General features: G+C 64.5%; 14 protein-coding genes. 5 read left to right on the forward strand and 9 right to left on the reverse strand.

Annotated elements, in window-relative coordinates; genetic code table 11:
- From B3P22_RS22825 to B3P22_RS22835, 3 genes are all read left to right on the forward strand, one after another.
- Window positions 1-205: EamA family transporter (locus tag B3P22_RS22825; protein WP_296272625.1), on the forward strand; the 205-nt coding region annotated here is incomplete at its 5' end.
- Window positions 206-565: 360 nt separating this feature from the next.
- Window positions 566-3,049 carry a glycerol-3-phosphate 1-O-acyltransferase PlsB gene (gene plsB, locus B3P22_RS22830; RefSeq protein WP_296272626.1) on the forward strand — a complete coding sequence of 828 codons (2,484 nt, stop codon included), beginning with the start codon at window positions 566-568 and terminating at the stop codon, window positions 3,047-3,049.
- Between the two features lie 97 nt (window positions 3,050-3,146).
- Entirely contained in the window at window positions 3,147-3,860 is a 714-nt protein-coding gene (locus tag B3P22_RS22835) for a trypsin-like peptidase domain-containing protein (RefSeq protein ID WP_296272627.1), read from the forward strand.
- A 363-nt stretch (window positions 3,861-4,223) separates the two neighbouring features.
- Here B3P22_RS22835 and B3P22_RS22840 read toward each other — a convergent pair whose 3' ends face one another.
- The 5 genes from B3P22_RS22840 to B3P22_RS22860 form a co-directional block, all read right to left on the reverse strand.
- Complete coding sequence (locus B3P22_RS22840) at window positions 4,224-5,831, reverse strand: malate:quinone oxidoreductase (protein WP_296272628.1); 1,608 nt, start codon at window positions 5,829-5,831, stop codon at window positions 4,224-4,226.
- Window positions 5,832-6,115: 284 nt separating this feature from the next.
- Entirely contained in the window at window positions 6,116-6,799 is a 684-nt protein-coding gene (locus B3P22_RS22845; RefSeq protein ID WP_275547359.1) for an LrgB family protein, read from the reverse strand.
- On the reverse strand, window positions 6,799-7,149 hold the full coding sequence (locus B3P22_RS22850; protein ID WP_296272629.1) for a CidA/LrgA family protein: 351 nt from the start codon (window positions 7,147-7,149) through the stop codon (window positions 6,799-6,801). Before B3P22_RS22850 ends, B3P22_RS22845 begins: the two co-directional genes overlap by 1 nt.
- Window positions 7,146-7,664, reverse strand: coding sequence for a DUF934 domain-containing protein (locus tag B3P22_RS22855; RefSeq protein WP_296272631.1), 519 nt, complete (start codon window positions 7,662-7,664; stop codon window positions 7,146-7,148). Before B3P22_RS22855 ends, B3P22_RS22850 begins: the two co-directional genes overlap by 4 nt.
- Window positions 7,661-9,328: a nitrite/sulfite reductase gene (locus tag B3P22_RS22860; RefSeq protein ID WP_296272633.1), complete on the reverse strand. Its 1,668-nt coding sequence runs from the start codon at window positions 9,326-9,328 to the stop codon at window positions 7,661-7,663. The genes B3P22_RS22855 and B3P22_RS22860 overlap by 4 nt, the downstream gene beginning before the upstream one ends.
- Window positions 9,329-9,668: 340 nt before the next feature.
- Here B3P22_RS22860 and ccoG point away from each other — a divergent pair, with 340 nt between their 5' ends.
- Both ccoG and mapR read left to right on the forward strand, forming a co-directional pair.
- Window positions 9,669-11,072, forward strand: coding sequence for a cytochrome c oxidase accessory protein CcoG (ccoG, locus tag B3P22_RS22865; RefSeq protein ID WP_296272635.1), 1,404 nt, complete (start codon window positions 9,669-9,671; stop codon window positions 11,070-11,072).
- 278 nt (window positions 11,073-11,350) lie between these two features.
- On the forward strand, window positions 11,351-12,763 hold the full coding sequence (gene mapR, locus B3P22_RS22870) for a GntR family transcriptional regulator MpaR (RefSeq protein WP_013716461.1): 1,413 nt from the start codon (window positions 11,351-11,353) through the stop codon (window positions 12,761-12,763).
- Window positions 12,764-12,862: 99 nt separating this feature from the next.
- Here the strand turns inward: mapR and B3P22_RS22875 are convergent, their stop codons facing one another.
- The 4 genes from B3P22_RS22875 to B3P22_RS22890 form a co-directional block, all read right to left on the reverse strand.
- Window positions 12,863-14,101, reverse strand: a complete 1,239-nt coding sequence (locus tag B3P22_RS22875; protein WP_296272638.1) for a carbohydrate porin — start codon at window positions 14,099-14,101, stop codon at window positions 12,863-12,865.
- A 139-nt stretch (window positions 14,102-14,240) separates the two neighbouring features.
- Window positions 14,241-15,386 carry an ABC transporter ATP-binding protein gene (locus tag B3P22_RS22880; protein ID WP_296272640.1) on the reverse strand — a complete coding sequence of 382 codons (1,146 nt, stop codon included), beginning with the start codon at window positions 15,384-15,386 and terminating at the stop codon, window positions 14,241-14,243.
- Between the two features lie 189 nt (window positions 15,387-15,575).
- On the reverse strand, window positions 15,576-16,454 hold the full coding sequence (locus B3P22_RS22885) for a carbohydrate ABC transporter permease (protein WP_296272642.1): 879 nt from the start codon (window positions 16,452-16,454) through the stop codon (window positions 15,576-15,578).
- The gene (locus B3P22_RS22890) at window positions 16,447-17,355 is read right to left on the reverse strand and encodes a carbohydrate ABC transporter permease (protein WP_197859383.1); all 909 of its coding nucleotides are present in this window, start codon (window positions 17,353-17,355) and stop codon (window positions 16,447-16,449) included. The genes B3P22_RS22885 and B3P22_RS22890 overlap by 8 nt, the downstream gene beginning before the upstream one ends.
- Between the last annotated feature and the right edge of the window lie 79 nt (window positions 17,356-17,434).

Here is a 17,434-nt window from a genome sequence, read left to right on the forward strand (position 1 = left end):
CGGCGCGATGTCGATGGCCGCCTACACCATCGTCATCTGGGCCATGACTCAGGCGCCGGTCGCACTGGTCTCTGCCTTGCGCGAGACCAGCGTGGTGTTCGCCGTATTGCTGGGCATGGTACTGCTCAAGGAAACGCTGCGACCGATTCGCCTGCTGGCCTGCATGGTGATCGCCGCTGGCGTGGTGGTGATGAAGCTGGCGTAAGGGTGCCGCCTGAAGCCCACCCGATAAGGACAGTAGGAGCGAGCTCTGCTCGCGAATCCAAGCACAAAAGCTTCGCGAGCAGAGCTCGCTCCTACCAACTCTCCAAACACAACACATAGCCAGAATTCGATCCGTGCATCGGCCCAATCTGACTACGCATTCCGTTCGGGAACCCGAGACACGGTTTGCAGTTCTGTTGATCAACGGGGGCTGAGCCGTCGAGTGTTTTTCCGTCATACGCCGCGGGCATGCTGGCTGGACTGACCGCCCGGACGCGATAGTTTTTTGCCGGCCAGACGGGCTTGCGGCACACTAGCGCCCTTCCCGAGCACCCGCTCGTTTAATTGCTCAAGAGTCCGTATGACCCGCTCCCCTTTCCGCCGCATGGCCTTCAGCGCGTTGCGCCGCCTGCTGTACCTCTGGGTACGCTCGGAAACCATCAACCAGTCTGCCTTCACTCTCAAGCTCGACCGCAGCAAGCCGGTGTTCTACGTGCTGCAGCAGCCGTCGGTGAGCGACCTGGCGGTGGTCGACCGCGAATGCACCAAGGCCGGCCTGCCACGCCCGGTACTGCCGGTGGCGGTCGGCGAGCACATGGAGCCGGCGGCGTTCTTCTACCTGACGCCGGAGCCGGACTGGTTCGGCCGCCAGGACAAGCGCGGCATCTCGCCGACCCTCGATCGCGTGGTCACTGCCCTCGGCCAGCATGCCGTGGACGACGCGCAGATCGTGCCGGTCAGCGTGTTCTGGGGGCAGTCGCCGGATCGCGAGACCAGCGCCTGGAAGCTGCTGTTCGCCGACAGCTGGGCCGTCACCGGGCGCCTGCGCCGGCTGGTCAGCATCCTGATTCTCGGACGCAAGACCCGCGTGCAGTTCTCCACGCCGATTCACCTGCGCGAGCTGGTCGAGCAGGACAAGGGCCAGGAGCGCACCCTGCGCATGGTGCACCGCATCCTGCGCGTGCACTTCCGCAACCAGAAGGCGGCGGTGATCGGCCCGGACGTGTCGCACCGGCGCAATCTGGTCAAGGGCCTGGTGCACGACCCGATGGTGCGCCAGGCGATTGCCGAGGAAGCCGAGCGCGAAAAGATCAGCCTGGAAAAAGCCGAAGCCCAGGCGTTGCGCTACGGCAACGAGATCGCCTCGGACTACACCTACACGGTGATTCGCTTCCTCGAGCTGGTGCTCTCCTGGTTCTGGAACAAGATCTACGACGGCATCAAGGTGCACAACGTCGAAGGCGTGCGCGACATCGCCCAGGGCCACGAGGTGATCTACGTGCCCTGCCACCGCAGCCACATCGACTACCTGCTGCTGTCCTACCTGCTGTTCCGCAACGGCCTGACGCCACCGCACATCGCCGCCGGCATCAACCTCAACATGCCGGTGATCGGCGGCCTGCTGCGCCGTGGCGGCGCCTTCTTCATGCGCCGCACCTTCAAGGGCAACCCGCTGTACACCGCGGTGTTCAACGAATACCTGCATACCCTGTTCAGCAAGGGTTTCCCGGTCGAGTACTTCGTCGAGGGCGGCCGTTCGCGCACCGGGCGCATGCTGCGGCCGAAGACCGGCATGCTGGCCATCACCCTGCGCAGCTTCTTGCGTAGCAACCGCCTGCCCATCGTCTTCGTGCCGGTGTACATCGGTTACGAGCGCGTGCTGGAGGGTCGTACCTACCTGGGCGAGCTGCGTGGCGCGAGCAAGAAGAAGGAGTCGATCTTCGACCTGTTCAAGGTGCTCGGCGCGCTCAAGCAGCGCTTCGGCCAGGTCTCGGTGAACTTCGGCGAACCGATCAAGCTGGCCGAATTTCTCGACCAGCAGCAGCCCGGCTGGCGCCAACAGGAGCTGGGTCCGCAGTACCGCCCGGCCTGGCTGAGCGACACCACCAACCGCCTGGGCGAGCGCGTGGCACGCCACCTCAACGAGGCGGCGTCGATCAACCCGGTCAATCTGGTGGCGCTGGCGCTGCTGTCCACCAGCAAGCTGGCCCTGGACGACCGCGCCCTGGCGCGTGTGCTCGACCTCTACCTGGCATTGCTGCGAGCAGTGCCCTACTCGCCGCACACCACCCTGCCCGACGGGGACGGCGCGGCGCTGATCGAGCACGTCAAGGGTATGGATCTGCTGGCCGAGCAGAAGGATGCATTGGGCAAGATTCTTTATCTGGACGAGCAGAATGCCGTCCTGATGACCTACTACCGCAACAACGTGCTGCACATCTTCGCCTTGCCGGCACTGCTGGCGAGCTTCTTCCAGAGCAGCGCGCGGATCAGCCGCGAGCAGATTCTGCGCTACGCCGGCGCGCTGTATCCGTACCTGCAGGCAGAACTGTTCATCCGCTGGGAGCAAAGTGAACTCGAAGGCGTGATCGACCAGTGGCTGGCGGCGTTCGTCGAGCAGGGCCTGCTCAAGGTCGAAGGCGACGTGTACGTGCGCCCAGCGCCCAGCTCGCGCCAGTTCGTGCTGCTGACCCTGCTGTCGCGCTCGGTGGCGCAGACCCTGCAGCGCTTCTACATGGCTATCGCCCTTTTGCTCAATGCTGGGCAGAACGCGATCAGCGCCGAGGAACTGGAGAACCTGTGCACGGTGATGGCCCAGCGCCTGTCGATCCTGCATGGCCTGAATGCGCCGGAGTTCTTCGACAAGAGCCTGTTCCGTAACTTCATCCAGAGCCTGCTGGACCAGGGCGTGCTGCGTCAGGACGAAGCCGGCAAGCTCAGCCATCATCCGCTGCTCAGCGAACTGGCCGAAGGCGCCGCCAAGCGCGTGCTGCCGGCCGAGATTCGCCTGTCGATCCGCCAGGTGGCGCTGGATCGCAACGAGGACGAGCCGGCAGCGCCTTGAAGCTCGCGTAGAGCCGTCCTGGCAGCCCCTTGTGGGCCGAACCCCTGCCGTGTTTCGTGGTCAGCACTAGGCCACAGACCGGCAGGAGGCCTTGGCCATGATCGATTCCCTGATGCTCAGCGCGACGCGCATCTCCACCCTGGCGGCCGGGCAGATATTGACAAACGCCAGCGGGTTCTTCTTCCGGCGCGACAACCGGCTGTTCCTGGTCACCAGTCGCCATGTGGCGCTCGACGAGCCCAGCGGTCATCGCCCTGACGCCCTGCAGATCGAGCTGCACACCGACCCCGGTAACCTGGCCAGCACGGCGAATTTCACCATCGCCCTGTACGACGGCGAGCGGCGCCTGTGGCGCCAGGGCATCGATGGTGCCGGCGAGATCGACGTGGCGGTGATTGAGCTGGACCGTTCCGCGTTACCGCCGGGCAGCGTTTACCAGGCCTTCAGTGAGCAGCACCTGCTGCAGGCCGACGAGCATGTGGAAATCGGCTCTACCCTATTGGTGGTGGGCTTCCCGCTGGGCTTTCAGGACAACCTGCACCGCATGCCGGTGGCGCGCCATGCCGGCCTGGCCTCCTCCTTCGGCCTGCGCTTCCAGGGGCTCGGCTACTTCCTCACCGACGGCCGCACACACCGCGGCATCAGCGGCGCGCCGGTGGTCAAGCGCGCCACCGTCGATGGTGAGCTGCCCTGGCACCTGCTCGGCATCCACTCCACCCGCCTGCTCGGCGACCGCGACGAGGAACAGGACGAAGCCCTGGGCCTGAACTGCACCTGGTATGCCGATATCCTGATGACCTTGACGGATTGAACAGCCCCATGGCCAGGTGATCCGGGATTTTGAGACCGCTATAAAAGCATCGCGGCTGAAGCCGCTCCTACAGGGTTCGCCTGCACCGTAGGAGCGGCTTCAGCCGCGAAAGCTACAGCTCTTGGATGAACTCAATGATCACGTACCGTTGAGTAGCCCGTATGCAATCCGGGGAACCACTCAATGTCTAGTCGCGGCTAAAGCCCCTCCCACAGTTCCACGCGGGCTGGTGGGAGGGGCTTCAGCCGCGAAAGCTTCAGCTCTCGGATGACCTCGATGATCGCCTACGGTACGGATGGTGATCCAATAAAAAACCCGCCGTGCGCATCAAGCAGGGCGGGTTCCTTCACAGCGTTTTAAGCCTTACAGCGTCACCGGCTTCGGCTCGGGCTCGGCGGCCATTTCCACGTCCGGCGCCACTTCGATGTGCTGCAGTTCGAGGCGCTCGCTGCTCCACTGGCGAATGCGGTTGGTCAGCGCCAGGTCATCGTTCAGCTTCTGCCCGTAGGACGGAATGATGTCCTTCAGGCGCGCCTGCCACTCAGGGCTGGCGACCTGTTCGGCGAAGGCCTTCTCGATCAGGTGCAGCATGATCGGCGCAGCAGTGGAGGCACCCGGCGAGGCGCCCAGCAGCGCGCTGATACTGCCATCGGCGGAGGTCACCACCTCGGTTCCGAACTGCAGCACGCCGCCCTTCTCGGCATCCTTCTTGATGATCTGCACGCGCTGGCCGGCGGTGATCAGTTCCCAGTCGGCGTCCTGCGCCTCGGGGAAGTACTCGCGCAGCGAGGCCATGCGGTCTTCCTGGCTGAGCATCAGCTGGCCCATCAGGTAGGTGCTCAGCGACCAGTTATCCATGCCGGCGTTGACCATCGGCAGGAAGTTGTCGGTAGTCATGCTGCTGAACATATCAAGCAGCGAGCCATTCTTGAGGAACTTGGTGGAGAACGTGGCGAACGGGCCGAACAGCAGCACGTTCTCGCCGTCGATCACGCGGGTGTCCAGGTGCGGCACGGACATCGGCGGCGAACCGACAGACGCCTTGCCATAGACCTTGGCCAGGTGCTGGGCAACGAGGTCCGGGTTGCGCGTCATCAGGAACTGGCCACCAACCGGGAAGCCGGCGTAGCCATCGGCTTCTTCGATGCCGGACTTCTGCAACAGCTTGAGCGCGCCACCACCGGCGCCGATGAACACGAAGCGCGCATTGATGCTCTGCTCGGCGCCGCCCTTGGCCAGGTCGGCCACGGTCACACGCCAGGTGCCGTCGTCGTTGCGCTGCAGGTCGCGGACTTCATGCTCCAGGTGCAGGCTGGCCTGCTCCTTGCCGATCAGCGCGTCGATCAGCTGACGGGTGATTTCACCGAAGTTGACGTCGGTGCCAATGGCCATACGGGTCGCGGCAACCTTCTGCTGCGGGTCGCGGCCCTGCATGATCAGCGGTACCCACTGGGCGATCTGCGCATGATCCTCGGTGAACTCCATACCGCGGAACAGGTTGCTGTGCTGCATCGCCGCGTGGCGCTTGCGCAGGTATTCGACGTTGTCGTCGCCCCAGACGAAGCTCATGTGCGGGGTGATGTTGATGAAGCTCCTGGGCTTGCTCAGCACCTCGCGCTCGACCTGGGTGGCCCAGAACTGCTTGGAGATCTCGAACGACTCGTTGATCGCCACCGCCTTGCTGATGTCGATGCCACCGTCAGCGGTTTCCGGGGTGTAGTTCATCTCGCAGAACGCCGAGTGGCCGGTGCCGGCGTTGTTCCAGCCATTGGAGCTCTCGCCGGCAACGCGGTCGAGGCGCTCGTAGATTTCGATGCTCCAGTCCGGCTGCAGCTCGTGGAGGTAGGTGCCGAGGGTGGCGCTCATCACGCCAGCGCCGATCAGCAGCACGTCGACGGTTTTCTCGGGCTCGCGGGGTTTGGAGCAACCGATCACGCTGAGACAAAGCAGCGTCAGCAGGATTTTCTTCATGGGACAGTCCAGTATCGTCGCACGACGACAAGAGCCGTGCAGGCAAGGTTTCGGGCAGCGGCCGTTTGGGCCGCAGATGGGCGACAAGCCGCTGGGAGGAAGGGTGTTCCAGGCCTCTTGGCGGGCGTATTCCGATCGCGCCGCGGGCAAGAGCAATATGCGTGCCGCTGAAAGGACTCAACGGCGTTTTACTGGTCTGCAATGGCACTCACCGCGCGCCGCGGTGGCGAGTTGTCGCCACCGCGCGGCGTCAGGGGGTGTTCAGGTGGCGGGATTCCGCACGCTCAGGCCAGCAGCAGCGGCAACAGCAAGGCGGTGCCGATGCCCAGCAGACTCATCGCCAGGGCGGCGAAGGCGCCACACTCCTCGCCCTCCTGCAGAGCATGGGCGGTGCCGATGGCGTGGGCGTTGATGCCGTAGCTCAGGCCGCGGGCAGCCGGGTGCTCCACCCCGGCCCAGCGCAGCAACAGCGGCCCCATGGCCGTGCCGATCACCCCGGTGAGCATCACCATCACCGCGGCCAGCGACGCCACACCGCCGATCTGCTCGGCCACCGGCATGGCAATCGGCATGGTCACGAATTTCGGCGCCAGGCTCATCACCACGCTCCAATCGGCGCCCAGTGCCCAGCCGATGGCCAGGGTCAGCGCCACCGACAATACGCCGCCGGCGGTCAGGGTGATCAGCACCGGCCAGAACAACTGGCGGATGCGCTTGATGTTGTGTTGCAGCGGCACCGCCAGGGCTACGGTGGCCGGCCCCAGCAGCCAGGCGACGGGCTCGGCACCGGCGCGGTAGGTAGCGTAGTCGACCCCACACAGCAGCAGGGTGGTAACGATCAGCGTCACCGACACCAGCACCGGCTGCAGCACCAGCCAGCCGCTGCGGCGATAGAGCCAGGCAGCGATCAGAAAGGCGGCTAGGGTCAGGGCGATGGCGAACAGCGAGTGGTGAGTGAATTGCGTCATCACTTGCGCTCCTGACGGCGGATCAGTGCCTGCAGCAGCCAGCCGCAGAACGGCACGGTCACCAGCAACGACAGCACCAGCGCTGTGACAATCACCGGCAACTCGCCGAGCAACAGATCACTGCTGGTCATGATCCCCGAGGCCGGTACGGCCAGCAGCAGCGGCAAGTAAGGCAGCAAGCCGCCGGCGGCCTGCTGCAGCGGCTCCGGCACAGCACCGCGCCACATCAGCCAGAGCGAAAGCAATAGCAGGCCGATGATCGAGGCCGGCAACATCGGCAACAGCCAATGGTTCAGGGCCACGCCGAACAACTGCAGCACTACCAGCCAGAACAGGCCACGCACCATCATGATCTCGATTCCTCCTTTTGGCGCCCGCGACGGAACAGCGGGCGCGGCTCGATAACCGACCGACCATACAACACACTGAGCCCTTGCAGGCCCTTGATTGCTTCTTCCACCGATTTATCGGCGCGCACGGCGAAGGCGTCGAAGCCGCATTGGCGCATGTGCGCCAGCTGGTCGCGCAGTACATCGCCGACGGCGCGCAACTCGCCACGCCAACCCAGGCGGGTGCGCAGCAGGTAGGCCTGGCTGTAGCCGCGGCCATCTCGGAAACTGGGAAAGTCGATGGCGATCAGCGGCAGGCTGGAAAGAAATGGCTGCAGCGCTTCCGGCTCGTCGTCGACCTGCAGCAGCAGACCATCGGCACTCATCGCCCGGCCCTCCAGCACCTCCACGGGCTGCCGCTCACGCCAGGCTGCCAGTGGCAAGATCAGCGGCGCGTCCCCTTCAGCGTCGAGTTGCCAGGGATCGTCGTCAACGATGCAAGCCTGGCCCTCGACCAGACGGATCAGATTGTTCATGCCACCTCCTCGCGACTGTAGACGCGCGCCTTGAACGGCTCCAGGCCGATGCGCTGGAAGGTGTCGAGAAAGCCCTCGCCCTCCTCGCGATGCTCGACATAGGTATGCACGATGCGCTCGATCACCTCGGGCACCTGCTCGGCGGCGAACGATGGGCCGATCACCTTGCCCAGCGCCGCCTGCTGGCCCTGGCTGCCACCGAGGGTGAGCTGGTACCACTCGCTGCCGTTCTTGTCGACGCCGAGGATGCCGATGTTGCCGATGTGGTGATGGCCGCAGGCGTTCATGCAGCCCGAGATGTTCAGGCTCAGCTCGCCCAGGTCATGCAGGTAGTCGAGGTCATCGAAACGCTGCTGGATGGCCTGGGCGATGGGGATCGACTTGGCGTTGGCCAGGGCGCAGAAGTCGCCACCCGGGCAGGCGATGATGTCGGTCAGCAGCCCGGCGTTGGCGGTGCCCAGCCCCGCCGCTTGGGCCTCCCGCCATAGCGCGTAGAGGTCGGCCTTGCGAACATCGGGCAGCACCAGATTCTGTTCGTGAGCGACGCGAATCTCGCCGAAACCGTAGCGCTCGCTCCAGTCGGCCAGCGCCTCCATCTGCTCGGCCGTGACGTCACCGGGCGGCGCGCTGATGCCCGGCTTGGTCGACAACACCACGCTGACATAGCCCGCTACCTGATGCGCCATGACGTTGCGCGAGACCCAGCGAGCGAAGGCATGATCCCTCGTCAGTTGGGTGCCGAAGTCGAGATCCAGGCCGTCCTGCGCGGTGTAGGCCGGCTTGTGGAAAGACGCGGCGACGCGCTGATACTCGTCCTCGGTGAGGCGTGCCGGGCCGTCCTTGATTGGTTGACACTCGCGCTCCACCTCGGCAGCGAAGGCCTCGATGCCCAGCGCCTTGACCAGGATCTTGATGCGCGCCTTGTACTTGTTGTCGCGCCGGCCGTGGCGGTTGTACACGCGCAGGATGGCCTCGACGTAGGACAGGCAGTCCTGCCAGTGCAGGCCTTCACGCAGGGTCTGGGCGATGATCGGCGTGCGTCCCAGACCACCGCCGACCAGCACACGCAGGCGCAGCTCGCCGGCCTCGTCGCGATACAGCTGCAGGCCGATATCATGCACCTGGATCGCCGCGCGATCCTGCTCGGCGGCGCACAGGGCGATCTTGAACTTGCGCGGCAGAAAGAGGAATTCCGGGTTGACCGTCGACCACTGGCGCAGAATCTCGGCCAGTGGGCGTGGGTCGAGGTACTCGTCGGCAGCGACGCCGGCGAAAGCTTCGGTAGTGATATTGCGCACGCAGTTGCCGGAGGTCTGGATGGCATGCATGTCGTGCTCGGCCAGCCAGTCGAGAATGTCCGGCACGCGCTCCAGTTCGACCCAGTTGAACTGGATGTTCTGCCGCGTGGTGAAGTGGCCGTAACCGCGGTCGTACTCACGGGCGATATGCGCCAGCGCGCACATCTGCTTGGCCGACAGGGTGCCGTAGGGGATCGCCACACGCAGCATGTAGGCATGCTTTTGCAGGTACAGGCCGTTCTGCAGGCGCAGCGGCAGGAACTCTTCCTCGCTCAGCTCGTCGGCCAGGCGCCGCTGTACCTGGTCGCGAAACTGGGCAACGCGCTCGCGCACCAGCGCGCGGTCATAATCGTCGTATTGGTACATGCAGGCATGCCTCCTGATCACGGGGCGTCGACTATGCCTGCCAGGCGTGCACTGAAAACAGCGCCAGAAAAGCCTTAAAAAAGCGGATCAGATGGTACGGCAGCGACCACCACAGCCCGCTGATTGGCGCGGCGCGATGTCGCAGGGCGACCGCTGTTTCTCCAGCCACCAAAGATCCAGGCGCCAGAAATGGCAAGGCCTGGCGGCCTGTACGCCACTTTATCCTGCGCTCGGCGCAAGCATCTGATCCGCTTTTTTATCGAAAACCTGAGTCTGTTTCGCGATCAGTTGCCCTCGGATCATGGCGCCAGCCTGATAAACGCCTGATGAGGGCAACTAAATGACCGATCTGATCCCCGTGCGGAGCCTCGATACCGCCAAACCCATCCGCCTGACACCGGCCCAAGCCGGCGGCCCGATCCATACGCGCAGCTTCACCGGGCGCTTTCGCAACCTGCGCCTGCTCGGTGCCGGCCTGCTGTTTCTGCTGTTCTTCGGCACCGCCTGGATCGATTGGAACGGCCGCCAGGCCGTGCTCTGGGATCTGGAGAATCGCCAGTTCCATATCTTCGGCGCGACCTTCTGGCCACAGGATTTCATTCTGCTCTCGGCGATCCTGATCATCGCCGCCTTCGGCCTGTTCTTCATCACCGTGCTGGCGGGCCGCGTCTGGTGCGGCTACGCCTGCCCGCAGAGCGTATGGACCTGGGTCTTCATGCGTGTCGAGCAGATCACCGAAGGTGACCGCGGCCAGCGCATCAAGCTCGACGCTGCGCCCTGGTCGCTGCAGAAACTGGCTCGGCGCAGCGCCAAGCACGCGCTGTGGCTGGCGGTCAGCCTGGCCACTGCCCTGGCTTTCGTCGGCTACTTCACCCCGGTGCGCCAGCTGACGGTGGACCTGGCGACCGTCGAAGTCGGCGCCACCACGGCGTTCTGGGTGCTGTTCTTCACGGCTGCCACCTACATCAACGCCGGCTGGCTGCGGGAAAAGGTGTGCCGCGACATGTGCCCCTACTCACGCTTCCAGAGCGTGATGTTCGACAGCGATACGCTGGTCATCTCCTACGACGCCGCCCGTGGCGAAAACCGTGGCCCACGGCGCAAGGACGCCGACTACAAGGCCGAAGGCCTGGGCGACTGCATCGACTGCACGGTCTGCGTGCAGGTCTGCCCCACCGGCATCGACATCCGCGACGGCCTGCAACTGGAATGCATCGGCTGCGGCGCCTGCGTCGATGCCTGCGACAGCATCATGGACAAGCTCGGCTATGCCCGCGGCCTGGTGCGCTACAGCTCGGAGAACGAGCTGGCTGGCGGCAAGACGCACTGGTTGCGTCCACGCCTGATCGGCTATGCGGCGATGCTGACAGTGATGATCGGCGCCTTCGCCTGGGCGCTGGCCGAACGCCCGCTGATTTCCCTGGACGTGACCCGCGACCGTGGCCTGTTCCGTGAGAACTCGCTGGGCCAGATCGAGAACATCTACAGCCTGAAGATCATCAACAAGACCCAGCAACCGCGCAGCTATGCCATCGACCTGGTCGATGCCGGCGACTTCGAGCTGCACGGCCCGAGCACGCTGAACCTGGCACCTGGGGAGATTCGTGACCTGCCGGTAAGCGTCGCGCTGACGGCTTCGCACAACGCTGCCGGCCCGCAAACCCTGCATTTCGAGGTACGCGACCAGGCCGATGCGGGCAGCCGCGTCAGCACCAAGAGCACCTTCCTCGCGCCGCTGCGTTGAGTCGCAGAAAACCGTGCTGTTCACCTGACCAAAGGTGGACGCGATCAATCCCCTCTCCCCACAGGGAGAGGGGTGACGATTTACACGGAGATTCCTCTCCCCCGGGCCCTCGCCACGAGGCGTGCCCCCAATGAATGGGCGAGGGGAGCAAGCGTCGTAGCCCAGATGCAATCCGGGGCGACTCGAGATACGTTCCCCCTTCACGAGGCACTGCCATGTCTGCCGCTCAGCCCGTAAAGTGTTCACCCGTACCCTTTGCGGCGGTGAACCAGGACAGGATGAAACGCTACGAAAAATTTGCCGACGAGATCGCCGAGCTGATCCGTACCGGCGTGCTCGGCCCCGGCGAGAAGGTGCCCTCGGTGCGCCATGCCAGCCGCACCTATGGCGTCAGCCCCTCCACCGTGTTCCAGGCCTACTACCTGCTGGAGGATCGCGGCCTGATCCAGGCACGCGCGCGCTCCGGCTATTTCGTGCGCGAACACGCCAAACGCCCGCTGCACGAGCCTGAGCTGACCGCCCACGCCGCGCAGACCACCGAGGTCGACGTCAGCGAGCTGGTGTTCTCGGTACTCGCCTCGCTGAAGGACCCGCACACCGTGCCCTTCGGCTCGGCGTTCCCCAGCCCCGACCTGTTCCCGCTGCCGCGTCTGGCCAAGAGTATGGCGCACGCGCTGCGCATGCTCTCGCCGCACGAAATCATCGCCGACATGACCGCCGGCAACGCCGACCTGCGCCGGCAGATCGCCCTGCGCTACATGGTCAGTGGCGTGATGCTGCCGATGGAGGAACTGGTGATCAGCAACGGCGCCATGGAGGCGCTCAACCTCTGCCTGCAGTGCGTGACTCAACCAGGCGACCTGGTGGCCATCGAGTCACCCACCTTCTACGCCTGCCTGCAGGTGCTGGAGCGCCTGCAGCTCAAGGCGGTGGAAATCCCCGTACACCCGCGCGAAGGCATCGACCTGGGCGCCCTGTCCGATAGCCTCAAGCAACTGCCGATCAAGGCCTGCTGGTTCATGAGCAGCCTGCAGAACCCGCTCGGCGCAAGCATGAGCGAGACCAAGAAGCAGGCGCTGTACGACCTGCTGGTCGAACATCAGGTGCCGTTGATCGAAGACGACGTGTACGCCGAGCTGTACTTCGGCAGCCACCCACCCAAGCCGGTGAAGAGCTTCGACCGTGAGGGGCTGGTGATGCATTGCAGCTCCTTCTCCAAAAGCCTCGCGCCGGGCTATCGCATCGGCTGGGTGGCTGGCGGCCGCTATGCCGAGCAGATCGCCCGACTCAAGCTGATGACCACCATCTCCCCGTCGGTGCCAGCGCAGGCGGCACTGGCCGACTACCTGCAGCACGGCGGCTACGACCGCCACCTGCGCAAACTGCGCCACGCCCTGGAAATGCAGCAGAGCGCGATGCTCGCCTCCGCCGCCCGACACTTTCCCGCCAGCACGCGGGTCACAAGGCCTTCGGGCGGCTACTTCCTCTGGTTCGAGTTCCCCGAGCGCCTGGACTCGCTGCAACTGCTGCGCCTGGCGCTGGCCCAGGGCATCAGCCTGGCGCCGGGGCCGATCTTCTCCGCCAGCCAGGGCTTTCGCCACTGCGCGCGGTTGAACTACGGTCACCCATGGAACCCGCGCAACGAACAGGCCATGGAAGTGCTCGGGCGCCTGGTGGCGGGATTGCTCTGACGCCTGGTGCGTAAGGCGCACCCTACGGATGACCTGCGCCACCTACGTAGGGTGCGACATGCGCACCGACTGATTTAAAGCGTGCACATCCTACGCGCTCTACTTCCACCAGTACTCAACCTGTACACCGAAGTTGGAGCCATTACGCGCGCTGCCGAAGGCGCCGTTCTCGGACAGAGCCGAGCCATCGGCCAGCAGGTTGGCGGCCTGTTGCGCGGCGCGGTTCCAGCTGGCGTAGGTGTAGTACAGGCGGATTTCCGGACGTTCCCAGAAGCCAGGACCTGAGGGCGACCAAGTCGGCGCGATGGTGAACTTGGTCAGCTTTCGTGTACCACCGGGCGCCTCGACCTGATCGCGACCGATCTCGCCGACCAGTTTGAACTGCTCGGTGAAGGCGTAGCTGGTGCGGCCACCGATGGACAGCCAGTTCTGATCCGCGCCATCCGGACGCTTGTCCTTCTGATACACCAGTTGCACCTGGCCGCCGAGACGCGGAGTCATCTGGAAGTCAAAATACTCCACCAGGCGCCAGCTGCGGTTACTGCTGTCGAGAGTCGGATCACCGGTATAACCCAGGCCGGTACCTGGCCCTCGCCCGTATTGCAGGGCAACGGTGTTGACCCCGCCGAGAAAGCCCTGCTGCTTGTGCTGCGCACTTACCGCCCAGCCGCTGTTGGCATCGCTGCTGTCCGGTTTGTCGATATAGCTGACGCCCACCTCCAGCTCACCGCCCGGGTTGACCTGGAAGCCGCCGACGTTGAAATCGTGGCGGTTGATGTAGGGCTTCTGGTCGTAGTTGTCCTTGCGCGAGAACACGTAGCTGTACTTGAGATCGCCGATCTTCATCTCGTCGATGCCGAAACCGGTGGCGCTCTGGTTCCAGTAGTAGAAGTCGGAGATGTGGATGTCGTTACGCTTGTAGAAGCGCCGTCCGGCCCACAGCGACCCGCCGTTCAGCGCGGGCATGTTGCTCCACTCGGCGTACATCTGGTTCATCCGTGCGAAGCCGTAGTCGCCGGTGAACTTCGGGGTATGACCATACTGGTTGTAGAGCTGGGCCATGCCCTCGACACTGATCACCGAGCCGTCATCCAGGCGAAACAGGTCCTGCCGCAGATCCAGCTCGATGTACTGCTCGCACTCGTTACCCAGGCGATACTTGGACTGCGCACCCGGCAACTGGAAACACTGCTGCGTGCCGCCGGTATCGGCACCACCGATGCCGCTGCGCACGTAGCCGCTGAACTCGAGGGCCTGTGCTTGCGGAGTGGCCAAAGCCAGCGCCAGCAGACAGGGAACGCCAACAGAACAGGTGAGAGTTTGCTGTGTGGTCTTCATCGTTGCTCCTGATTGTTTTTATTGAGCGATGCTGCGGATAACCGCCGCAGCGACGGGGTTTCGTTGTCTCGAGGAGCTGTAGCCAGATGCCATGCGGGGGGTTATTGGGCAGCCCCCGGATTGCATCCGGGCTACACGGCTAACCGAGCTTGAACTGGGCCACCTTGTTATCAGTGGCCTGACGCTTTCCCGGGCGCAGACGCTCGCCGCTGGTGGCGTCGAACAACAGCACGCGCGTGGGATCGAACTGCAGGTCGAGGCTGCTGCCGGCCTGCGGTGCAGCGTCAGGCGCCAGGCGGCAGCACACCTTGGTCTGGTTGAGGCTGACGAACACCAGGGTGTCGGGGCCGGTTGGCTCGACCACCTCGACCTCAGCGCGCAGGCTCGGCAGCGCCGCAGCGGCGCCGGCCAGCTGGATCTGCTCGGGACGTACGCCGAGGATCAGCTCGCGCCCTTCCAGCTCCGCCGCCGCGCCAAGCGGCAGCTCGCAACGCGCCTGCCCGGAGTCGAGCAGGCCGAAGCACTGGCCATCACGCACCTGCGTGCGCAGCGGGATGAAGTTCATCGGCGGCGAACCGATGAAACTGGCCACGAACTGGTTGGCCGGGTCGTTGTAGATTTCCTGCGGGGTGCCGAATTGCTGGATAATGCCGTCCTTCATCACCGCCACCTTGTCGCCCAGGGTCATAGCCTCGATCTGGTCGTGGGTGACGTACACCGTGGTGGTCTTCAGGCGCTGGTGCATCAGCTTGATTTCAGTGCGCATCTCCACGCGCAGCTTGGCGTCGAGGTTCGACAGCGGTTCGTCGAACAGGTAGATCTTCGGCCGCCGCGCCAGCGCCCGGCCCATGGCCACGCGCTGCTGCTGGCCGCCGGACAGCTGGCCGGGCTTGCGCCCCAGCAGGTGCTCGATCTGCAGCAGCTTGGCCACGCGCGCCACCTCGGCCTCGATCTCGGCAGGCGGCAGCTTGCGCATCTTCAGGCCGAAGGCGATGTTGTCGCGCACGTTCATGGTCGGATACAGCGCATAGGACTGGAACACCATGGCGATGTCGCGATCCTTCGGGCTCATGCCGCTGATGTCGGCGCCGTCGACCAGAATCGACCCACCGCTGATGTCTTCCAGGCCGGCGATGCAGTTCATCAGGGTGGATTTGCCGCAGCCGGAGGGGCCGACCAGGATCAGGAACTCGCCGGAGTCGATGGCCAGTTCGATGTTCTTCAGGGTGTCCGCCAGGCCGCTGCCGTAGGATTTGTTGACGTTGCGCAGTTCGAGGGTAGCCATTTCATTTCTCCACTTTGAAAGCGTCGCGAGCGAAGGTCAGGCAAGGCGGAGTCAGGCGAGGAAGCGGAGTTTAGGCCGCTAAATGAGCATTAATCGCATTGCTCGCCCATACGGGCCGCCCTAAAGGGCGTTAGCCGCAAGCGGCTTCCGAGCCTGAATCCAACGCAGCATGACCGAGCGCAGTAGCTTTCAACCTTTAACGGCGCCGGCCGTCAGGCCGCGCAGGAAGTACTTACCGGCCAGGACGTAGACCAGCAGGGTGGGCAGGCCGGCGATCATCGCCGCGGCCATGTCGACGTTGTATTCCTTGGCTCCGGTGCTGGTGTTGACCAGGTTGTTCAGCGCCACGGTGATCGGCTGGGTATCGCCGCTGGCGAACACCACGCCGAAGAGGAAGTCGTTCCAGATCTGGGTGAACTGCCAGATCAGGCAGACCATGATGGTCGGCACCGACATCGGCAGCAGGATGCGTCCGAAGATGGTGAAGAAGCCGGCGCCATCCAGGCGCGCGGCCCGCACCAGCGTCTCGGGAATGCTCACGTAGAAGTTGCGGAAGAACAGCGTGGTGAAGGCCAGACCATAAACCACGTGCACCAGCACCAGGCCTTCGGTGGTATTGGCCAGGCCGAGCTGGCCGAGGGTGAAGGACGCCGGCAACAGGATCACCTGGAACGGCAGGAAGCAGCCGAACAGCAGCAGGCCGAAGAACAGCTGCGAACCGCGAAAGCGCCACATGGCCAGCACATAACCGTTCAGCGCGCCGAGCAGCGTGGAGATCAGTACCGCCGGGATGGTGATCTTCACCGAGTTCCAGAAGTAGCCGCCGACACCGTCCCAGGCCTTGAGCCAGCCGATGACCGTGAGTACGTCGGGCCAGGACAGCAGGTTGCCAGTGCGAATATCGTCCGGTGTCTTGAAGCTGGTCAGCAGCATCACCAGCAGCGGCACCAGATACACCGCGCAGGCCAGGATCAGGGTGGCGTGGATGGCCAGGCGGCTGAGGCTGAAGGCTCTCACCCGGGATACGGAGCGCGGCGCCAGGCGCGCATCGAGCACGGAATCAGTCATGGCGTTTGCCTCGCAGTTCGGAATACAGATACGGCACCAGAATCGCCAGCACCGCGCCGAGCATCAGCATCGCGCTGGCGGCGCCAAGGCCCATCTGGCCGCGGGTAAAGGTGTGGGCGTACATGAACATCGCCGGCAGGTCGGAGGCGTAGCCGGGGCCGCCGGCGGTCATCGAGGCGACCAGGTCGAAGCTCTTGATGGCGATATGAGCGAGGATCATCAGCGCGCTGAAGAACACCGGGCCCAGGCTCGGCAGGACGATGCGCAGGTAGATGCTCGGCAGGCTGGCACCGTCGACCTGGGCCGCGCGGATGATCGACTGATCGACCCCGCGCAGGCCGGCGAGGAACAGCGCCATGACGAACCCCGAGGACTGCCACACGGCGGCCATCACCAGGCAGTAGACGACACGATCCGGGTCCACCAGCCAATCGAAGCGAAAGCCCTCCCAGCCCCAGTCGCGCAGCAATTTGTCCAGGCCCAGGCCGGGGTTGAGCAGCCACTTCCAGGCGGTGCCGGTGACGATCATCGACAGCGCCATGGGGTAGAGAAAGATGGTGCGGATAAAGCCTTCGCGGCGGATGCGCTGGTCCAGCAACACCGCCAGCAGCACGCCGATGGCCAGGCTGATGGCGATGAACAGCCCGCCGAAGACCAGCAGGTTCTGGCTCGCCACCCACCAGCGGTCGTTGTCCCACAGACGCGCGTATTGCTGCAGCCCGACGAAGTTGTAGCTGGGCATGAAGCGCGAGTTGGTGAACGACAGCAGGAAGGTCCAGCCGATGTAGCCGTAGAAGCCCACCAGCACGATGACCATACTCGGCGCCAGCACCAGCTTGGGCAGCCAGCGCTGCAGGGCATCCAGGGGTGAGGCTTTGGCAGTGACTGCATTCGAAGTCATGGATCACTCCGTCGTTGCGGATTGCGCCGCTGCCATTCCCTACCGTAGGGAAACGCGGCGCGGCCGATCCCGTGACGCA

Source organism: Pseudomonas sp. UBA6323 (assembly GCF_002439135.1).
Taxonomy (GTDB): Bacteria; Pseudomonadota; Gammaproteobacteria; order Pseudomonadales; family Pseudomonadaceae; genus Aquipseudomonas.

Coding starts and splice junctions, on each gene's coding strand:
- plsB (WP_296272626.1), top strand. CDS start 566: ATGACCCGCTCCCCTTTCCGCCGCATGGCCTTCAGCGCGTTGCGCCGC.
- B3P22_RS22835 (WP_296272627.1), top strand. CDS start 3,147: ATGATCGATTCCCTGATGCTCAGCGCGACGCGCATCTCCACCCTGGCG.
- B3P22_RS22840 (WP_296272628.1), bottom strand. CDS start 5,831: ATGAAGAAAATCCTGCTGACGCTGCTTTGTCTCAGCGTGATCGGTTGC.
- B3P22_RS22845 (WP_275547359.1), bottom strand. CDS start 6,799: ATGACGCAATTCACTCACCACTCGCTGTTCGCCATCGCCCTGACCCTA.
- B3P22_RS22850 (WP_296272629.1), bottom strand. CDS start 7,149: ATGATGGTGCGTGGCCTGTTCTGGCTGGTAGTGCTGCAGTTGTTCGGC.
- B3P22_RS22855 (WP_296272631.1), bottom strand. CDS start 7,664: ATGAACAATCTGATCCGTCTGGTCGAGGGCCAGGCTTGCATCGTTGAC.
- B3P22_RS22860 (WP_296272633.1), bottom strand. CDS start 9,328: ATGTACCAATACGACGATTATGACCGCGCGCTGGTGCGCGAGCGCGTT.
- ccoG (WP_296272635.1), top strand. CDS start 9,669: ATGACCGATCTGATCCCCGTGCGGAGCCTCGATACCGCCAAACCCATC.
- mapR (WP_013716461.1), top strand. CDS start 11,351: ATGAAACGCTACGAAAAATTTGCCGACGAGATCGCCGAGCTGATCCGT.
- B3P22_RS22875 (WP_296272638.1), bottom strand. CDS start 14,101: ATGAAGACCACACAGCAAACTCTCACCTGTTCTGTTGGCGTTCCCTGT.
- B3P22_RS22880 (WP_296272640.1), bottom strand. CDS start 15,386: ATGGCTACCCTCGAACTGCGCAACGTCAACAAATCCTACGGCAGCGGC.
- B3P22_RS22885 (WP_296272642.1), bottom strand. CDS start 16,454: ATGACTGATTCCGTGCTCGATGCGCGCCTGGCGCCGCGCTCCGTATCC.
- B3P22_RS22890 (WP_197859383.1), bottom strand. CDS start 17,355: ATGACTTCGAATGCAGTCACTGCCAAAGCCTCACCCCTGGATGCCCTG.